The 16,149-nt window shown below is 65.4% G+C and carries 18 protein-coding genes and 1 pseudogene; 5 read left to right on the plus strand and 14 right to left on the minus strand.

Annotated elements, in window-relative coordinates; genetic code table 11:
- Positions 1-12 precede the first annotated feature (12 nt).
- Together N536_RS0115000 and N536_RS0115005 are read right to left on the minus strand one after the other, a co-directional pair.
- Positions 13-792 carry an SDR family NAD(P)-dependent oxidoreductase gene (locus tag N536_RS0115000; protein ID WP_051574506.1) on the minus strand — a complete coding sequence of 260 codons (780 nt, stop codon included), beginning with the start codon at positions 790-792 and terminating at the stop codon, positions 13-15.
- Positions 789-1,394, minus strand: a complete 606-nt coding sequence (locus tag N536_RS0115005; RefSeq protein WP_029114355.1) for a hypothetical protein — start codon at positions 1,392-1,394, stop codon at positions 789-791. The genes N536_RS0115000 and N536_RS0115005 overlap by 4 nt, the downstream gene beginning before the upstream one ends.
- A gap of 155 nt (positions 1,395-1,549) precedes the next feature.
- Here N536_RS0115005 and N536_RS0115010 point away from each other — a divergent pair, with 155 nt between their 5' ends.
- The gene (locus N536_RS0115010) at positions 1,550-2,344 is read left to right on the plus strand and encodes an SDR family NAD(P)-dependent oxidoreductase (RefSeq protein WP_029114356.1); all 795 of its coding nucleotides are present in this window, start codon (positions 1,550-1,552) and stop codon (positions 2,342-2,344) included.
- Here the strand turns inward: N536_RS0115010 and N536_RS0115015 are convergent.
- The 4 genes from N536_RS0115015 to N536_RS0115030 are packed head-to-tail and all read right to left on the minus strand — an operon-like array spanning position 2,331 to position 5,558.
- The gene (locus tag N536_RS0115015) at positions 2,331-3,275 is read right to left on the minus strand and encodes a helix-turn-helix domain-containing protein (protein WP_029114357.1); all 945 of its coding nucleotides are present in this window, start codon (positions 3,273-3,275) and stop codon (positions 2,331-2,333) included. The two genes, N536_RS0115010 and N536_RS0115015, sit on opposite strands and share 14 nt — an antisense overlap.
- A complete protein-coding gene (locus N536_RS0115020; RefSeq protein ID WP_029114358.1) occupies positions 3,272-4,351 on the minus strand; it encodes a TIGR03857 family LLM class F420-dependent oxidoreductase in 1,080 nt (359 codons plus the stop codon). Before N536_RS0115020 ends, N536_RS0115015 begins: the two co-directional genes overlap by 4 nt.
- On the minus strand, positions 4,348-4,752 hold the full coding sequence (locus N536_RS38505) for a nuclear transport factor 2 family protein (protein ID WP_051574508.1): 405 nt from the start codon (positions 4,750-4,752) through the stop codon (positions 4,348-4,350). The genes N536_RS0115020 and N536_RS38505 overlap by 4 nt, the downstream gene beginning before the upstream one ends.
- Positions 4,749-5,558 (minus strand): SDR family oxidoreductase, encoded by an 810-nt coding sequence (locus tag N536_RS0115030; protein WP_029114359.1) that lies wholly within the window; start codon positions 5,556-5,558, stop codon positions 4,749-4,751. The genes N536_RS38505 and N536_RS0115030 overlap by 4 nt, the downstream gene beginning before the upstream one ends.
- A 109-nt stretch (positions 5,559-5,667) precedes the next feature.
- Between N536_RS0115030 and N536_RS0115035 the strand changes: the two genes are divergently transcribed.
- Positions 5,668-6,768, plus strand: a complete 1,101-nt coding sequence (locus N536_RS0115035; protein ID WP_051574509.1) for a phosphotransferase — start codon at positions 5,668-5,670, stop codon at positions 6,766-6,768.
- A 4-nt stretch (positions 6,769-6,772) separates the two neighbouring features.
- Here the strand turns inward: N536_RS0115035 and N536_RS0115040 are convergent, their stop codons facing one another.
- On the minus strand, positions 6,773-7,381 hold the full coding sequence (locus N536_RS0115040; protein WP_064751554.1) for a TetR/AcrR family transcriptional regulator: 609 nt from the start codon (positions 7,379-7,381) through the stop codon (positions 6,773-6,775).
- A gap of 271 nt (positions 7,382-7,652) precedes the next feature.
- Between N536_RS0115040 and N536_RS0115045 the strand changes: the two genes are divergently transcribed.
- The 3 genes from N536_RS0115045 to N536_RS0115055 are packed head-to-tail and all read left to right on the plus strand — an operon-like array spanning position 7,653 to position 10,826.
- Positions 7,653-8,846: a phosphotransferase gene (locus tag N536_RS0115045; RefSeq protein WP_029114362.1), complete on the plus strand. Its 1,194-nt coding sequence runs from the start codon at positions 7,653-7,655 to the stop codon at positions 8,844-8,846.
- Between the two features lie 34 nt (positions 8,847-8,880).
- Positions 8,881-9,321, plus strand: coding sequence for a nuclear transport factor 2 family protein (locus N536_RS0115050; protein ID WP_036436442.1), 441 nt, complete (start codon positions 8,881-8,883; stop codon positions 9,319-9,321).
- Positions 9,318-10,826: a GMC family oxidoreductase gene (locus N536_RS0115055; protein ID WP_029114364.1), complete on the plus strand. Its 1,509-nt coding sequence runs from the start codon at positions 9,318-9,320 to the stop codon at positions 10,824-10,826. Before N536_RS0115050 ends, N536_RS0115055 begins: the two co-directional genes overlap by 4 nt.
- A gap of 5 nt (positions 10,827-10,831) precedes the next feature.
- Here the strand turns inward: N536_RS0115055 and N536_RS43000 are convergent, their stop codons facing one another.
- The 7 genes and pseudogenes from N536_RS43000 to N536_RS0115085 all read right to left on the minus strand — a co-directional run bounded on the left by N536_RS43000 (position 10,832) and on the right by N536_RS0115085 (position 16,098).
- Complete coding sequence (locus tag N536_RS43000) at positions 10,832-11,371, minus strand: hypothetical protein (protein ID WP_231514532.1); 540 nt, start codon at positions 11,369-11,371, stop codon at positions 10,832-10,834.
- Positions 11,372-11,517: 146 nt separating this feature from the next.
- Positions 11,518-11,565, minus strand: a pseudogene (locus N536_RS43540) (hypothetical protein); the annotation flags it as partial.
- A gap of 38 nt (positions 11,566-11,603) precedes the next feature.
- Positions 11,604-12,809 (minus strand): acetyl-CoA acetyltransferase, encoded by a 1,206-nt coding sequence (locus N536_RS0115065; protein ID WP_029114366.1) that lies wholly within the window; start codon positions 12,807-12,809, stop codon positions 11,604-11,606.
- Entirely contained in the window at positions 12,787-14,172 is a 1,386-nt protein-coding gene (locus tag N536_RS0115070; protein ID WP_029114367.1) for an OB-fold domain-containing protein, read from the minus strand. The genes N536_RS0115065 and N536_RS0115070 overlap by 23 nt, the downstream gene beginning before the upstream one ends.
- Positions 14,169-15,380, minus strand: coding sequence for an acetyl-CoA C-acetyltransferase (locus N536_RS0115075; RefSeq protein ID WP_029114368.1), 1,212 nt, complete (start codon positions 15,378-15,380; stop codon positions 14,169-14,171). Before N536_RS0115075 ends, N536_RS0115070 begins: the two co-directional genes overlap by 4 nt.
- A complete protein-coding gene (locus N536_RS38510) occupies positions 15,377-15,631 on the minus strand; it encodes a hypothetical protein (protein ID WP_036436445.1) in 255 nt (84 codons plus the stop codon). The genes N536_RS0115075 and N536_RS38510 overlap by 4 nt, the downstream gene beginning before the upstream one ends.
- The gene (locus N536_RS0115085; protein ID WP_081809229.1) at positions 15,631-16,098 is read right to left on the minus strand and encodes an aromatic-ring-hydroxylating dioxygenase subunit beta; all 468 of its coding nucleotides are present in this window, start codon (positions 16,096-16,098) and stop codon (positions 15,631-15,633) included. Before N536_RS0115085 ends, N536_RS38510 begins: the two co-directional genes overlap by 1 nt.
- Between the last annotated feature and the right edge of the window lie 51 nt (positions 16,099-16,149).

Raw genomic sequence — 16,149 nt, forward strand, 5'->3', positions numbered from 1 at the left:
AATGGCGGCGAGTCAACGCGGAAGCAAACCGCCATCGACCGTCAGCACCTTGTTGGTGAGATAGCCGTTCTCGAGCATCGCTACGGCGAAGGCGGCCAACTCATCGGTGTTTCCGATGCGGCCGACAGGAATCGTGGCGGTGTAGGCGCGTGCCGAATCCTCATCCATCATCGCCAGGCTGTGTTCGCCAACCAGCGCCGGGGCGAGCGTATTCACAGTCACCCCATGCCGGGCCGCCGCTCCCGCGAAGTAATGCGTGAGGCCGTGCAAAGCGGCCTTGCTTGCCGAATAGTCCGGCCCGAACGGTCCACCCAGCCATGCCGCCAAGGACGACACGAAGAGTATGCGGCCCCAGGATCGATCGATCATCAGCGGGAGGGCCCGCCGAGCCATCAGATACGGAGCACGCAGATTGACCGCCATCGCCTCGTCGAACTCGACGGCACCGACTTCCTCGCACGACCTCGCCGCTCCCGCGCCCGCATTGGCGACCAAGATGTCGACCGACCCGAAGTTGTCGGCGACAGCGTCGACGAGCCGTTCAGCCGCGCCCCCGTCGCGCAGATCCGCGGGTAGTGCAATTGCTCGTCGTCCATTCGACCGAATATCCGCGGCGAGCTGTTCCGCGACCTCTCGGCCACTGTGGTACGCGATCGCGACGTCGGCGCCGGCAGCAGCGAGCGCTCCTATCAGGGCAGATCCGACATGGCCGGCCGCGCCGGTGACCAACGCGACTCGACCGTTGAGGCGCGTGTCACCGAAGGCGACCGCCGGCTGTTCGGTGGCCGTCATCGTGTTGCCGCCCAGGCGAGTTCGGGAAGCGGCCGAAGCAGGGGCAACAGGCGTTCGCGCGCACCGTCGAGACTGATGAAGTCCTCGGGTGCGACGTGCTCGATGCGGTGCAATGGCTTGTCCTCATAGACGCGCTCGCCGATCAACCTCGCCCGCTCGTCGTACGGCCAGACCATCACGAAGTGTTGGATCTCGCGGTAATAGCCCTCCGGGTCGTCGACCGCGAAACCCTTCTCGATCAGGTTGTGCCCACGCTGATAGGTGACGAAGTTGGAATCGGATGCGAATCCCCAGTCATCGACCCAAAGCTGCTCGTTCTCCACCAACATCACGCACGTCTGGGTTTCGGCCAGGTTCCGGTAGATGTCCTTCACGGCATCGGCGCCGTCGGCGACCACGCCGTCGAATCCCGTGATGTTGAAGTAGTAGACGGGTTCCTCGACCATCATGTCGGGGGCGAAGATCCCTTCCCACTCACCGCATATTTCGAGGATTGCGTGGCGGCGATAATTCTCCAAGATCGCTCGATGGCGCGGGTTCGCCGTGGTTTCAAGCAGTTTGTCTGCAGCGCTGATCGTCTCGGCGATATCTCTGCGTGCCATCGGTCCGTCCTTCGGGTGGGTGCTGGGGCTGTGTCCGAACCTAGGCCCGAAGATCGGCTCGAAGCGCGTCTGGGCGTGCACCGAGCCTTGCCGATACGTGCACGGTGCCCAAAGCGTCGCGTTCAACCAATGGGTCGGCTATAGGCTGATCCGATATGGCATCCACGCAATCTCAAGGCTCCCAGGACATATCGGACTTCGGGGTGCTAATCGTCGGTGGCACATCCGGAATCGGACGCGCCGCTGCCCGAGCGTTCATCGACGCAGGCGCACCCCGACTGGTCCTCGTCGGGCGCGACCGCGAACGGGGTGCGGTGGTCTGCGACGAGCTGAGCGCGCGTTCACGAGCCAAGGTGCACTTCGTCGCCGCCGATGTCACCGACGTCGAAGGCGCGCAGCTGGTGGCGAAGGAGGCGCAACGCCATCTGGACCACATCGACGTGTTGATCAACGCCGCGGCAGCCCGGCATCTGCCAATGCTGCTGCACGACAATCCGATCGATTCCCTCCTCGGAATCCTCACGGACATCACGCTGCCTCCCCTATTGATGACGCGAGCCGTGCTGCCCCTGATGCGCGCCCAGCACTCGGGGTGCATCATCAACGTCGCCTCCGACGCTGCGAAGGTGCCCACACCTGGCGAATCCATCATCGGCGCAGCGATGGCGGCGATCGTCACATTCTCGAAGACGGTGGCCATGGAAGCCAAGCGCAACGGCGTCAGAGTCAACGCACTGACCCCCTCACTCGTCGAGGGGACCGGCACCGCGGAACGGCTGTTCGCGGACGCATTCAGCGCCCGTCTCTTCGGCAAGGCACGCGAACTGGCGCATCTCGGCGTCAGCACACCCGACGATCAAGCCGCACTGATGGTCTTCCTCGCGGGCCCACATGGGCGGCGCATCACCGGCCAGGCGATCAGTGTCAACGGCGGGATCAGCTCGGCGTAGCGAGCGCTCGGAGCTCGTGTGGCGCGATCCCGTACTCGGCCTTGAACGCCCGGGCGAAGTGACTCGCATTCTTGTAGCCCCACTGGCCCGAGATGTCGATGACGGCGGCTTCGGGCTGAGACAGGAGCGCTTCGCGACCACGTTCCAGCCGATGATGGCGGACATAGTCGCTCACCGACTCTCCCGTGTTGGCGAACATCGCATGCAATGTCCGCAACGAGATCGCATTGGCTTCAGCGATTCTCGATGGCGTCAGCTCGGGATCGCGCAGGTTCCGCTCGATGTACCGACGCACCTGGGGCAACAGAGTGACCCGCAGCGGTGCCGAGTCGGTCGGCGGGCAGTCGCTCGCGGTGATCAGTTGCACCAACTCGAGGGTGGCTTTGGCGGCAACGGTCACCGCCGCAGCGGGCAACGCCGCAAGTTCGCGCACCAACAGGCTCATGTAGTCGCCGAGCAATCGTGCGATCGGCGACTGAGCCGGCAGCTTGTCGGGCAGCGGGCCACGCATCGACACCAGTGTTTTCGGGATGACCAGTGTCACGGTGTGGATGCGGCTGGGAATGTGGCAAGTGCCGGGCAGGGCCGAGTCGACGACGAACATGTCGCCGGGTTCCAGCGTCGCCTGCCTGTCGCCCTGTTCGACGATTTCACGGCCGGCCGTCACCAAGGTGACGACCAGCAAGTCCGACTTGGCGCCGTGCGGTGCGTACGTGTTGCCCGAAAACACGTCCGGGACATCGCAATCGAGTATCGAGAGGCCATCGAACTGCGCGCGTCGCACGATGCACGGCGATCGGCGGGCCCGTCCGACGGGCTGCGTGGCGATCGAGAAGGGCACCATGGTTTCCGCCATGACGGATTGCATGCGCGTGCTCGCATCAAGCGTCTCGGATTCGATCACCCACTCGTCGAATACCACGCCCTTCATGACGGGACTCCAGGGTCACCCGGTGTTCGAGCACGGTATGCGTCGACGATCGGTTCCAGCTCGGCGGGCGTCGCACCATGGAGTATCACGCCGTCCGCACCGAGTGCCAGCTGTTCGCCGATGGTGGCGACACAGTTTTGCGGGCTGCCCGTCGCCGCGGGTGCCGTCCACTCAGGTGGAAGCAACCCCGCAATGTGCTCGAGCTGGTCGACGGTGGTGGTCGGGCTGTCAATCACCTGCAACCCACCTTCGCTGAAGCTCTTGACGACCACGTCCTCTCGGAAGCGCTGCAGGACTTCAGGATCCCAGCGGTTCGTTCGCACCATCAGGTCGCCGTAGCCTTGCAGGTAGGTGGCAAGCCGGCCAACGAGCTTTCGCAGGCGCGTTTCCTCGGGGATGTGGTCACCGATGGTCGCCAGGCAGGACCACACCTTGACGTCGTCCGGGTTCCGGCCGGCTCGTTCGGCACTCGACTTCACGGTCTTGACACAGCGGGCCAGCGTCTCGTCGGTGAAGAAGGTGTGCAGAATGACTTGATCCATCACGCGGCCGGCCAACTCCAGCGAGTTCGGCGCGAACGCCACCATTCCCATGGGGATGTCGACGTCGTAGTCCTGGCCCAGCCGAAGCGCGGGATACTTTCCGATCGGGCCGTCATGCCCCACGATCGTCTCGCCACGGAAGAGCCGGCGCATGACGCCGACGAAGTCCTCCATCTGCGCGGTGGTGATTCGCGGCATACCGAACGCATCCTGCAGGGGTGGCACGCCGCGACCAAGGCCCAGGGTGAAGCGGCCGTTGCTCATCCCATGCATCGTCAACGCATAGGCCGCGGTGACCATGGGGTGGCGGGTGTTGTGATTGGTCGCGCCGGTGGCGATGCCGATGTGTTCCGAGACGGCAGCTGCTGCCCCGGACAACGTGCAGGCTTCCTTGGTGTTGAAACGCTCGGAGATGAAGGCGTGACCTAGGCCCAGCGCTTCGGCATGGCGTATCTCGTCGACGATCACGCGCGGTGACTCCGGTTGTCCTCCAAGCGCGTAGAAGCCCAGCTCGGGATGGTCGGTCGTGGTCACGCGTTCGTCACCTCGGTCAGTTCGGACCATCGGTCGTGGTCGTGAATGCACGGGTTCCACACCTCGACGATGCGGCCCTCGGAAACGCGGTAGACCTCAATCGAGGCGATGACATCCTGGGTGTCGTCCTGTTTGACGATGTCTGCCTGATAGACGATTGAGCAGAGTTCGTCGTCGGCGACGATGCGCAGAAGCGTGAAGTGCACCCTCTTGACTCCTGCACACAGGTCGCGCACCCGCTGAACCGCTTGTTCGTGCGTTTGCACGACGCGGCCGCCAGGCGTGTTGCGGACGATTTCCTCGCCGATGATTTCCACGGCGACGGCGTAGTTTTGGTCGTTCCAGAGCTCATAGTTGTAGCGTTCGATGACCGTTTTCGGGCTGACATTCGATGCGGTCACCGGGCAGCCAACGTTGCTTGCTTGCGCCGAATGTCCCGCGCCAAAAGGTTGCTCATGGCTCGCGGCGCATCGACGAGATACGAACTGGCACCGATGCGCCGAGGCAGGCGCACGGAGGCGTGCCCGCCCTCGATCGCGGCCAGCGTGGCGCGGGTGATTTCGGCCGGTGTGATCAACCTGCTGAGGTGCAGTCGGTACAGCCGTTGCACCAACGCGCTGAAAATCGGATCGGTCCGGCCCTTCTCCATCAAGCCGGTGTCGGCCACCTCGCCGATCTCTACCTTGGTGAAACCGACTGGGGTGTCTCGAAACTCGGCCGCGAGGTTGACCGTCAAGTGAGTGATGAACGCCTTGGTCGCCGCGTAGACCGCGAGATTGGGCGGACAGATGACACCACCGAACGAGGATATGTTCACCACGTGGCCGCGGCCCCGTTCGATCATCCGGGGTAGGGCTTGGCGCTGCAGTTCGACGACGGCATGGACGTTGAGGTTCAAGATGAACTCCAATGTCTCGGAGGCCATTTCGTCGAACCTGCCGACCTTGTCGTCGCCGGCGTTGTTGACGAGGACGTCGACGGGGCCGTCGACCTCGACGCGGTCCAGCAGCCCCCCAACCGCCTCGTGGTCCGTGAGATCGGTGGGATAGGCCTTGCCGCCGAGTTCGTCAGCCAAGGCGAACAACTCGTCCGAAGGACGCGCCACCAAGGCTACTGCCGCCCCTGCACGGTGCAGTCCGAGCGCGAGGTCGGCGCCGATCCCCCTGCTGGCGCCGGTGACCAGGGCCCGGCTGCCCGCGATCCTCATTCGGCGGCCCGGTTCTTAGCGGCCAGGTCCGGCTGCTGCTTCGTGGGAAGTGTAACCATGGTCACGAGTATTACTTGTGCGAGCACAAGTAAACAAGTACTTTTCTAATATGACTTCGATTGTTCGGCATTTCCCCCGCTCCGCACCCGAGCTGACGTCCGATTGGCTGACGACGGTCCTCCAGTCATCCGGCGCCATCGCGCCGGGCTCCAGCGTCACGACGTTCCGAGCGGACAGGATCGCTGAAGGAGTTGGCTTCGCGTCGTTCCTATACCGAGTTCATCTCGACCTCGACAGTGACGGGCCGGCAACGGTGATCATCAAGTGGCCGACCGACTACCCCACCTACCTCGAACTAGCCCAGTCGATTCGCCTCTACGAGCGAGAAGTGGCCTTCTACAACGACGTCGCGCCCACGGCGCCGCTCAATGCCCCAAAGGCACACTTCGCCGAGATCGACCAACGGTCGAACGACTTCGTCATCGTGATGGAGGACCTCGCCGAGCTGGAGAACGCCGACCATCTCGCGGGGCTGAGCTTCGGCCGCGTCGAAGCCGTCTTGGACGAGTTGGCGCAGTTCCACGCGTGGGGCTGGGACATGAAGCCGCCTGCGACCAACAACCCGGCGTTCCTGAGCGTCGACGATCCGCGGATGTCCGGCCTGTTCGCCGTGGGCGGCGCAGGGGGCTGGCCGATCTATGCGAAGGTCGGGCGGGCAACCGCCCCGCAGGGCTTGGTGGAGGTGATCGGGGATTTCACGTCCAGCCTGCCCGTCCTGCTCGGCGCGCTGACCGAACCGGCCACACTGGTGAATGGCGATCTACGCGCCGACAACCTGTTCTTCAGCACAGCGGGGGCGCACACCACCGTCGACTTTCAATTTGCGAGTCGTGGGTGCGGCATGTGGGACGTGGCGTACCTCGTTGGCCAAGGCTTGACGCCCGACGAGCGCGGCGGACGCGAGCGGGAATTGGTCAGACGATACGTGGATACCCTGGAGGGCTTGGGAATTCACTACCCCTTCGACCGCGCATGGCAGCAGTTCCAGCTTGCGGTCGTCTCGCAGGTGGCCCTTCCGCTGCTCGCGATGATCTCCTGGGAGACGCTCAATCCCCGCGGCAGGGAATTGCTTCAAGTTCTGATGGAGCGTTGCTTCCAGATCGTCGCCGACACTGACGCGGTCAGCGCAGTGCAGGCGCTCACGGGCTGAATGGTCATTCGCTCTGCAACCGTGTCGCCACGCGGTCATGCCAGCGCGCCAACGTCGATTGAAAGTCCATGGCGCCCGGCCCCATCACCCATGCGTAGGCGTAGCCGATACCGGTCGCCATGATCTCCGAACTGATGTCTTCGGCCCCGGATCCGTTCGCGATGGATCCGTCGGCCTGCCCCTCGACGACCGCATCTCGAAGCCTCGTCTGCAACCGGTCGAGCCAGCCCTGGATTCGCCGGCGCAGGACGTCACGATCATGCAGCGCTTCGAAATTCAGGCTGAACATCGCGCGCAACAACTGTGGGTCATGCGCCGCGAACTCCCGCATGCCGAGAATCGGCGCGAGGACGCGTTGCAGACCGGTGGCTCCCGGCTCCGGCGCCACGTCGATCCGACGCTCGTAGTCTTGCAGGATCGTTTCGAGCAGCGCCTCCTTCGATCCGTACCGTTCGTGCACCATGGCCCGGCTGTATCCGGCCCGGATACCGATCTCCTGGGCAGTGGTGTTGGTGAAGCCCTTTTCGGCGATCAGCTCGATGGCGGCTTCGACGAGTCGGCGCGATGACTCCTCGACACGTTCGCGCTGCGAACGCCGGGACGAAGTACTCACCACCGTCTCGACTCCACGGTGACCTCGGAGCACAACCGGTACCGCGACCGCCCACCTGCCACCCTCAGCGATCCAGCCTTTACTTGCACGCGTGCAAGTTTAGCGATTGAGGGGTCCATGGCCGGGCGCAATCAGACTCTAGTTCCTTTTTTTATTTCGTGTTAGATTATTCACGACAATCCACGGGCGGGCAAGCATCCCCGGATGTCGCAGGCCGCTACGGTTGCGCCCCGACGAATGTGGTCGACGACGACCACAGGAGGTACGTGAAATGACGATCAGCGACAAGGTGGACCTGGTGTCGACCGCCGCCCGAATCGGTACGGCGGTCGCGTGGGAACGGTGGGGGCGCAACCCCGCACTGGTAGACGCAGGGACCGTGCCACCATCTGCCGAGTCGATTACACCGCAATGGCTTTCGTCCGTGCTGTGCTCGAACGTCCCGGGCGCCAAGGTGGTCGACGTCTCGATTGCAGGAGGCCACGACGGCACCAGTGTTCGACGAGCGTTGACCGTCGCGTACAACACCGCGGGTATCGAAGCCGGCCTGCCGACGAGACTCTTCTCGAAGAGTACTGCGTCCTTCGGGTCACGAATGCTCTTGGGCATCACCGGTATAGCCGAGGGCGAAGCGGTGTTCTACAACCGTGCACGACCAGGTCTCACGCTTCGGAGCCCGAAAGCCCACTACTCCGGATACGATGCGAAATCTTGTCGTTCGCTCGTCTTACTCGAAGATCTGACAACCCGCGACTGGACTTTCCCCAATCCTCTCGAGAACCCCGTGACCCGCGCTGACGCCGAAGACATGGTGTCCGAGATGGCGGTCTATCACAGTGCGCTCTGGGACAGCCCGCGGATGAACACAGACCTCAAGCTCCTGCGTCCCGCACTTCAGTGGCAGGAGAACATGAATCGCAAGGTGGGCTTCGAGAAACGGACGCTAGTCGGCCTCGAACGTGCACGCGACGTCGTGCCTACCGCCGTGTACGACCGGCGCCAGGACGTCTACGGGGCCTTCATGCACTCGCTGCGGCTGCACCAAGGCGGCCCAAACACCCTCCTTCACCAGGATCTCCATCTAGGAAACTGGTTGCGCGACGAGAACGGACGCATGGGCCTCTACGACTGGCAGTGCGTGGCTCGTGGCAACTGGGCGCTTGACTACTCGTATGCGATGGGCGGAGCCCTGACCACCGATGACCGCCGAAACTGGGAGGAGGATCTGCTCCGCTCGTACCTCGAGCACCTCCGGGAGGGCGGTGTGCAGAACGCACCCAGCTTCGACGAGGCCTGGCTTGCCTACCGTCAACAGACGATGCACGGATGGGTGTTTGGCGTGTTCACCCTGGGAGGCAGCCGGTTTGAGCCAGAGCTGCAACCCCGGGACTACACCATGGCTGCGGTCAAACGGATCTCACAGCAAGTCTCCGACCTGGACTCGTTGACGGCGTTGGCTGCGTAGACCCGGCCGCGCAAAACCAAAGGATGGCCTCCCCATGAAAACCGGACCTCGCGCGATCGACGATCTCGACGCCTTTGCCGCGGCCTACTCCGCCGCATGGACCCAGGATCCAGTCGGTCTGCTCGACTTCTTCGACCCGGCGGGCAGCTACACCGACATGGCCATGGGCACGACCTACGAGGGCCACGACGGCATCCTGCGCTTCCACAAGTGGATGCTGAAGTTCGCACCGGACTCCGTGATCGAATTCGGCGCACCGGCTGCTCGCGACGGAGTGCTCTACCTGGAATGGCTGTGGGACGGATCCTTTGAAGGCTCACTCCGACTCACCGACGGCTCGCTCATCCCGTCGAACGGTCAGCGGTTCAGCGTTCCGGGGATCGCCGCCTGCCGATTCGGGGAAGACGGCAAGCTCACGAGCCATCGGGACTTCTGGGACATCACCCAGATGATCGCCCAGCTACGCGCGGCATGAAGCACCCACAGGCTGCCGACTACGTCGTCGTCGGGGCGGGATCGGCGGGATCGATCATCGCAAGTCGCCTGGCGTCGGCCGGCGCGAGCGTGATCGTCGTGGAGGCTGGCGGCACCGATCGACGTCCCGACGTCGCCCTTCCGCTGGGAATCATCAGCCTCTACGCAACGGCCAATTGGAAGTACCCCACGGCGGCCGATCCGAGCAAGGATGGGGAGACTGGCGCCTTCGCCAGCGGGCGGATCGTGGGCGGAAGCGGATCCATCAACGCGATGGTCTATGCGCGCGGGCGGCATGCCGACTACGACGGTTGGGCAAGCGCCGGCGCGACCGGCTGGTCCCACCGCGACGTGCTCCCCCATTTCAAGGCGTTGGAGACCTGGGCCGACGGAGCCGACGAGTATCGCGGCGGATCCGGGCCCATCGCGGTGTCGTGGTGCGGCCACCACCACGAGATCGACGACGCGTTCATTCAGGCGGCGGTCGACGCCGGCCATCGACTCAATCCGGACCCGAACGGATCGGACCAAATCGGGGTGGCGCGCAGCCAGGTAAACCAACGCCGCGGTCTTCGCAGTTCATCTGGTCGCGAGTTCCTCGGTCGTCTTCCCCGCGGGCAGCGTCCACACGTCCTGACGCGGAAGACCGTCACACGCATCGTCGTCGAGCAGGGACGGGCCGTCGGGGTCCAGATCGGCGACGAGATCGTCAGGGCCCGCCAAGAAGTCGTCCTCTGCGCCGGCGCAATCGGCTCCGCCTCTCTGCTGATCAACAGCGGCATCGCCGCGGGCGGAGACGTGGCGAATCTGCCCGGGGTGGGTGAGAACTTTCACGACCACCTCGTCGTCACTCAGGGTTGGGCGTCGAAGGTACCGACGATCAACACGATCGGCGCGGTCCGTGGCGCCAAGGCACTCCGTCAGTTCCTCGCAGGCGGCCACGGTCCGTTGACCACCACCCCGTTCGAGGCGCAGATATTCACCGACGAGTTTCAAATCGCCGTGAGCCCCATCCGATACGAGCTCAACCCCGTCACCGGCCGGGCCAGGTTGAAGCGCTCCGACGCGTTCACGGCCTACACGGTTCTGATGCACCCCGAAGGTCGTGGGCGGGTCCGCGTCCGCGGCGGCAAACCGTACATCGAATTCGACCGCCTCGGCCGGCCTGACGACTTCCGAAAGCTATTGGAGGGCGCGGCACTAACGCGCGACCTCATCGAGTCGCAGGCTGCCATGCGCGGAATAACCGGTGCCAATCTCACTCCGACTGGAGACGACGAGCGACGCTGGCTGTCGTCCGCCGAGGGCAGCATCTATCACGCGGTCGGCACCTGCCGCATGGGAACCGACGACAGGTCGGTCGTCGGTCCGGACCTCCGAGTGCACGGGCTCGACGGTCTGCGCGTCGCCGACGCCTCAGTGATGCCCGCCATCACCTCGGGCAACACCAACGCACCCACCATGATGATCGCCCTTCGTGCAGTCGACCTCATCCTGCACGGTTGAGGAGCTCACACGACGTTGACGCCGTCGAGGAAGTTCTCTCCGTATGCGGAGTCGCCGCTGATCACGATGTCGTGGTCATGCCAGGACGATCGGCGGGTTCCCCAACCCGGAAACTGTTCGGCCGCAGCGTCGATGACAGCTACCGCTGCCGGACTGGCGCCATTGGCGACGCCGCGTCGGTCGATCGTCCACGTGCCACTGCCCTGGCCGTGCAGTCGTAGCGACACCGGTCGGTCCATCCACTCGGGTGTGGCCGCGGCGAGCTGGTTGCCGAGCACTGCAAGCATCCATTCGATCACCACCGCCATCCTGTTCGCATCCGACGGCGGCGCTTCTCGGCTGAGGGCAGGAGCCATGTCGAACCGCAGGTGCGTGTGCAGATCGAACACCAGCGCACTACCCAGCAGAAACGCGACGGGGAATCTTCCGAGCTCGGCCAGCGGCAATCGGAGGCGCCCCAATGGCAAGACCGTGGGAACCATGGACAGCCCGACGGCCAGGCACTCCACCGCTCGTACTCGGCGAAAACCTTGTCGGGTGGCCATGATCGACGTGCATCTACCATCACATCGTTGGAGCGTTCGATGTCGCTGCTGCGCAGCAGGGACAGCGCGGCGGGGGTGAACAGGGCGTGGCAAGCACCGCCGAGGTGCGCCACGACGTCTTGGATTCGCCATCCGACGGCGGCACTCGCCCTGCACCATTCAGCGTCGTCGAGGACGCCGCAGAACGACAGCATTGCGGCCCGCTCGGCACGCAACGCGGCGGGCCGATCGATCACCGCTGCAACCGGCCGAGTTCTCGCCCCACGACTGACACGAACGACACGCAGCCACCCGGACGTCCACCGAGGTTGTGCGTCAGCGCCGTATGGGGATCGGACAATTGGCGGTCACCGGCAGCGCCGCGGAACTGCAGCCACGCTTCGTAGAGCATGCGTAGTCCGCTGGCTCCCACGGGATGCCCGAACGACTTGAGCCCGCCATCGGGGTTGATCGGCAGCCGCCCTCCTGCGTCGAAGTCACCGGCGAGTACGTCCTTCCACCCGTGACCGGCCTCGGAGAAGCCCAAGTCCTCCATGAGGACGATTTCGGTGGGGGTGAAGCAATCATGGACCTCGGCGAACGACAGTTGCGTAGCGGGACTGTCGATCCCGGCCTGGCCATAGGCGTCTCGTGCTGCTTTGACCACTTCGGGGAAGGTCGTGTAGTCGAATGCCGCGTCCATCGAGCCTCGCATCGAGCCGGCGACGAGGGAGAGTCCCTTCACGTACATCGGGGTATCGGTGTAGTCAAGCGCTCGCTCCGCGGGCACGATCAGGGCACACGCCGCGCCGTCGGAGACTCCCGAGCAGTCGAACACCCCGAGCCGTCCGGCCACCTTGGCGGCCTTCTCGATGGTCTCCGGCGCCACCGGTGAACGGAACTGCGCCTTGGGGTTTCGTGAGCCGTTGTCGTGGTTCTTCCACGCCACGTGGGTCATGGCTGCCCGCATCTCATCGGGGTGCACGCCGTGCTTGGCGCAATAGGCCGGGTCCAGGAGCGAGAAGGCCGCCGGCGCGGTCATCGACAACTCCGGCGACGTTCCGTCACTCGGCGGGTCGCTGCGCATCAGACCGGAGAAACCGGAATCCTTTAGCTTCTCCACGCCCATGGCCATCACGACGTCGTAGGCTCCGGCGGCAACGCCGTAGCACGCGTTGCGGAAGGCCTCCGACCCCGTGGCGCAGTAGTTCTCGACGCGGGTCACGGGCTTGTCGTCGGTTCCCAGTGCGCGGCTCAGCGTCAATCCGGACTGGCCGGAGCCGAGCGTGCCGAGCCAGTAGGCGTCGATGTCGCCCTTGCCGACGTTCGGCACCGAGTCGAGGCATTCACCGAATGCCTCCAGGATCAGATCCTCGGTGGAACTGTCCCAGCGTTCGCCGAACCGGGTGCACCCCATGCCGACGACGGCGACCCGGTCAGTGATTCCGCGGCTGGCCATCGTTCTCCGATCTCGTGTCCAGTAGATGCGACTTCCAGAAATAGTCGTGCACGCCGCCTGCCGTGAACAGCCGACGGAAGGTGAAGGCCACCCTTGCCCCGACGCGCAGACGTTCGGGTTCGGTATCGGTGACCTCGATGGTGCAGCGCCCGCCGCCGTCGATGTCCAGGACCGCCTGAATCATCGGCGGTGAGGGTGAGTAGGCCAGATAGTCCACGGTGTGGGTGACGATGGTGCCGCGGAGCGCCGCGACGGGGGTTGGGGCCATCTCGTCGGTCGCGCCACAGCTGCGGCACACCCGCACCGGCGGCAGGTGCACGAATCCACACTGGCGGCACCGGGTTCCGGAGAAGCCGAACTTCCACCCCTCGGCGCGGGCGGCCGGCGGCGCCGCGGGCCGGTCCGGTTCGGGGCGGCGGGGCGGTTCGAGTTCGACCAGTCCGTGCCACGACAGGTAGGTCAGATGCGGCACCACGATGCCCTCGGCTCGCTGGAGGCTGACCGGCGTCGACTGGCGACCCGCCGGTAGCTGCGGCGTGGTGCGCAGCAGGACGGCGTCACAGCCGTCGAACGCCGAGAGCACCAGGATGGTCTCGCCCGGTTCGGCGACGTCGAGCACCGCGGCCAGGGCGATGCCGGCATCGGCGGTCCCGGAGAACCCCACCGGTGACGTGCGGGTGGACTTGAGGGCCTTGACCAGCGTGCCGATCCGCTTGGTGATGGCACTGTTGGGGCAGGCGACCACGGCGTGATCGACCTCGGTCACGCCGCTGTCGTCGAGAACGCGATCCACGGCGGCGCGGATCAGACCCGAGTAGCGGTCGGCGCCGAAGCGCTCTTCCCACTGCTCCCCCGTGACTGCCGTGGGTGAGCGCCAACGGTCCAGGAACTCGGCCGTGTGCGACGTGGTGGCGAGGACGTCGGCGATCGCGGGGCCATCGCCGAACAGCAGCGCCGCGGCGCCGTCACCGCCGAGCCGTTCGTCGGCAGAGCCGGGACGGCCGACGCGGATGTCGGCGGTCACCGCGAGACCGCCGGTCGCAATCGCGGTCCGCCAGGCCGCAATGCCGCTGCGACCCGTGCCACACAGGTCCGCGGCGAACGAGGCGGACGGCAGGCCGAGCGCTGAGTGGATGGCCGTCGCGTTGGTCTTGTCGGCGTAGGCAGGGGTACTGGTTGCGAAGTACAGGTTCGTGGGCAGCTCGTGTCCGTCGAGGGCTCGGGCTGCTGCGGCGACCGCCATGGTGGTGCTGTCCTCGTCGTAGGAGGCGATGACGCGGTCGCCACGACGCAACCCGACGTCGCCGCCGGCCAGACGGTACCGCGGGACGTAGGTTGCGTAGGCGATCAGGGACGCGGTCATCCTGCGACTCCTCGGAACAGTGCTGCGATGCCCTGTCCGCCTCCGATGCACATGGTTTCGAGCGCCAATCCGCCTCCGCGGGTCTGCAATTCGTACAGCATCGTGGTGAGGATGCGAACGCCGGTAGCGCCGATCGGATGGCCGAGGGAGATGCCGGACCCGTTGACGTTGAGCCGGTCGTCGACGTCGGTGAGCTTCACTCCCCACCCCGACAGCACCGCCAGAACCTGCACCGCGAAGGCCTCGTTGATCTCGATCAGGCTCAGGTCGTCGAAGCCGAATCCCGTCTTGGCGAACAACTTCTCGACGGCACCGACCGGTCCGATTCCCATTCGCGACGGCTCACATCCCACGGCGGCCCAACCTTCGAGGTAGCCGATCGGCTCCAGACCAAGCTCGTCGAGTCGATCCTCGGCCACAACGAGACACGCTGCGGCGGCGTCGTTCTGCTGGCTGGAGTTCCCTGCGGTCACGGTGCCGCCGGGCGTCAACGTGCGCAGCTTCGCCAGCGTCGACGTGGTGGTGTCGGGGCGGATGCCCTCGTCGACGTCGAACGTCACGGCGTCTCCCCGGCGCTGGGGGATCTCGACGGGGACGATCTCGGCGTCGAACGCGCCGCGTTGAGCAGCAGCCGCCGCACGGTGGTGACTGCGCGCAGCGAATGCGTCCGCCGCGTCGCGGTCGATGCCGTAGTCCGAGGCCAGGTTCTCCGCTGTCTCGATCATGCCGCTGATCTCGCCGAAACGCCATGCGGGTTGGGATCTCTCGCGGCCACGGTCCAGTCGGTCGTACAGCATCTGACTTCCCGACCTGGCCCCCCAGCGCGCCGTGGTCGTGTAGTGCTCGATGTTGCTCATCGATTCGACGCCTCCGGCGATCACGACGTCGGCCGCGCCGGTCTGCACCGTCATGGCGGCCGTGATGACGGCCTGCAGGCCACCGCCGCAACGCCGATCGATCTGCAGTCCAGGCACCGCAACCGGGAGGTTGGCGTGCAACGCCACCCACCGCCCGATGCACGGCGCCTCGGAGTTCGCATATGACTGCGCGAAGACGACGTCCTCGATGCGGCCGGGGTCAACGCCGCTGCGCTGCACGGTCGCCTCGACCACCTTCGCGGCGAGGTCTTCCGCCCGCAGCGGGCGCAGGCTCCCGCCGAAGGTTCCCACTGCGGTGCGTACCGGAGCGACGATTGCCGCGCGCCTCATTCGTCGCCCCGCCAGCGGTCGGCGGACGGGTCCAGCAGCTGGGCGAGTTTGCCTTCGGGCAGCCAGATGATGGTCTCGAGTTCCAGCGCGTCGAGGTAGCGCACCCGTCCGGTGCGGAGGTCCTCGAGCCGCAGTCGCGGCGAGTTCGCTTCACCGTCGATGTTCACCGAGACGTGGGCGAACTCGCTTTCGACCACGGGGCCGATGCCTGGCGCATTGACGGGGGCAGTTCCGCCGAATTCGAGGGTCATCAGATCAGGAATCCCATCGTCGGGATGGGCTTGTCCTTGTCCACCAGGACCACCTTCTTGTAGGACATCCGCAGCGTCCCCTCATCGCGACGAAGCCGGTACGTCACGCGCCCACCCCACACGTGGTTGCCGCGCGCGCGTGATTCCAGCACCACGAAGTTGGCTCCCACCTCGAGGTCGATGCCGCCCGACGCAGCTTCCCGGCCGCCGAGTAGTTCGACGTTGGATATCAACCGCCGCAGGTTGGACGGCGGCGCCTGGGCGTAGCGCCTGCCGGTGCGAAGTTGCTTGAGCCGAGTGGAGATTCGATTCCGATTGTCGTAGATCACCGACATCTGTTCCATCGGGTCGGCGCTGTCGTTTCCGGCGGGAACCCAGTACAGCGCGTCGTCGGTCCACAGCGCCTCCCATGAGTCGTAATCGCTCTCGTCGGCGAAACGTGCTTCGCGATAGAGGAACTGCTCGATCTCGCGGACGTCGTACCCGTCGGGGACGGGGGTCAGGCCGTCGCCGGTCTG

The organism is Mycobacterium sp. URHB0044 (assembly GCF_000620625.1).
Classification (GTDB): domain Bacteria; phylum Actinomycetota; class Actinomycetes; order Mycobacteriales; family Mycobacteriaceae; genus Mycobacterium.

Coding starts and splice junctions, on each gene's coding strand:
- N536_RS0115015 (WP_029114357.1), bottom strand. CDS start 3,275: ATGAAGGGCGTGGTATTCGACGAGTGGGTGATCGAATCCGAGACGCTT.
- N536_RS0115055 (WP_029114364.1), top strand. CDS start 9,318: ATGAAGCACCCACAGGCTGCCGACTACGTCGTCGTCGGGGCGGGATCG.
- N536_RS0115070 (WP_029114367.1), bottom strand. CDS start 14,172: ATGACCGCGTCCCTGATCGCCTACGCAACCTACGTCCCGCGGTACCGT.
- N536_RS0115005 (WP_029114355.1), bottom strand. CDS start 1,394: ATGGCACGCAGAGATATCGCCGAGACGATCAGCGCTGCAGACAAACTG.
- N536_RS38510 (WP_036436445.1), bottom strand. CDS start 15,631: ATGACCCTCGAATTCGGCGGAACTGCCCCCGTCAATGCGCCAGGCATC.
- N536_RS0115050 (WP_036436442.1), top strand. CDS start 8,881: ATGAAAACCGGACCTCGCGCGATCGACGATCTCGACGCCTTTGCCGCG.
- N536_RS43000 (WP_231514532.1), bottom strand. CDS start 11,371: ATGGCCACCCGACAAGGTTTTCGCCGAGTACGAGCGGTGGAGTGCCTG.
- N536_RS0115075 (WP_029114368.1), bottom strand. CDS start 15,380: ATGAGGCGCGCGGCAATCGTCGCTCCGGTACGCACCGCAGTGGGAACC.
- N536_RS0115010 (WP_029114356.1), top strand. CDS start 1,550: ATGGCATCCACGCAATCTCAAGGCTCCCAGGACATATCGGACTTCGGG.
- N536_RS0115000 (WP_051574506.1), bottom strand. CDS start 792: ATGACGGCCACCGAACAGCCGGCGGTCGCCTTCGGTGACACGCGCCTC.
- N536_RS0115045 (WP_029114362.1), top strand. CDS start 7,653: ATGACGATCAGCGACAAGGTGGACCTGGTGTCGACCGCCGCCCGAATC.
- N536_RS0115030 (WP_029114359.1), bottom strand. CDS start 5,558: ATGAGGATCGCGGGCAGCCGGGCCCTGGTCACCGGCGCCAGCAGGGGG.
- N536_RS0115035 (WP_051574509.1), top strand. CDS start 5,668: ATGACTTCGATTGTTCGGCATTTCCCCCGCTCCGCACCCGAGCTGACG.
- N536_RS0115065 (WP_029114366.1), bottom strand. CDS start 12,809: ATGGCCAGCCGCGGAATCACTGACCGGGTCGCCGTCGTCGGCATGGGG.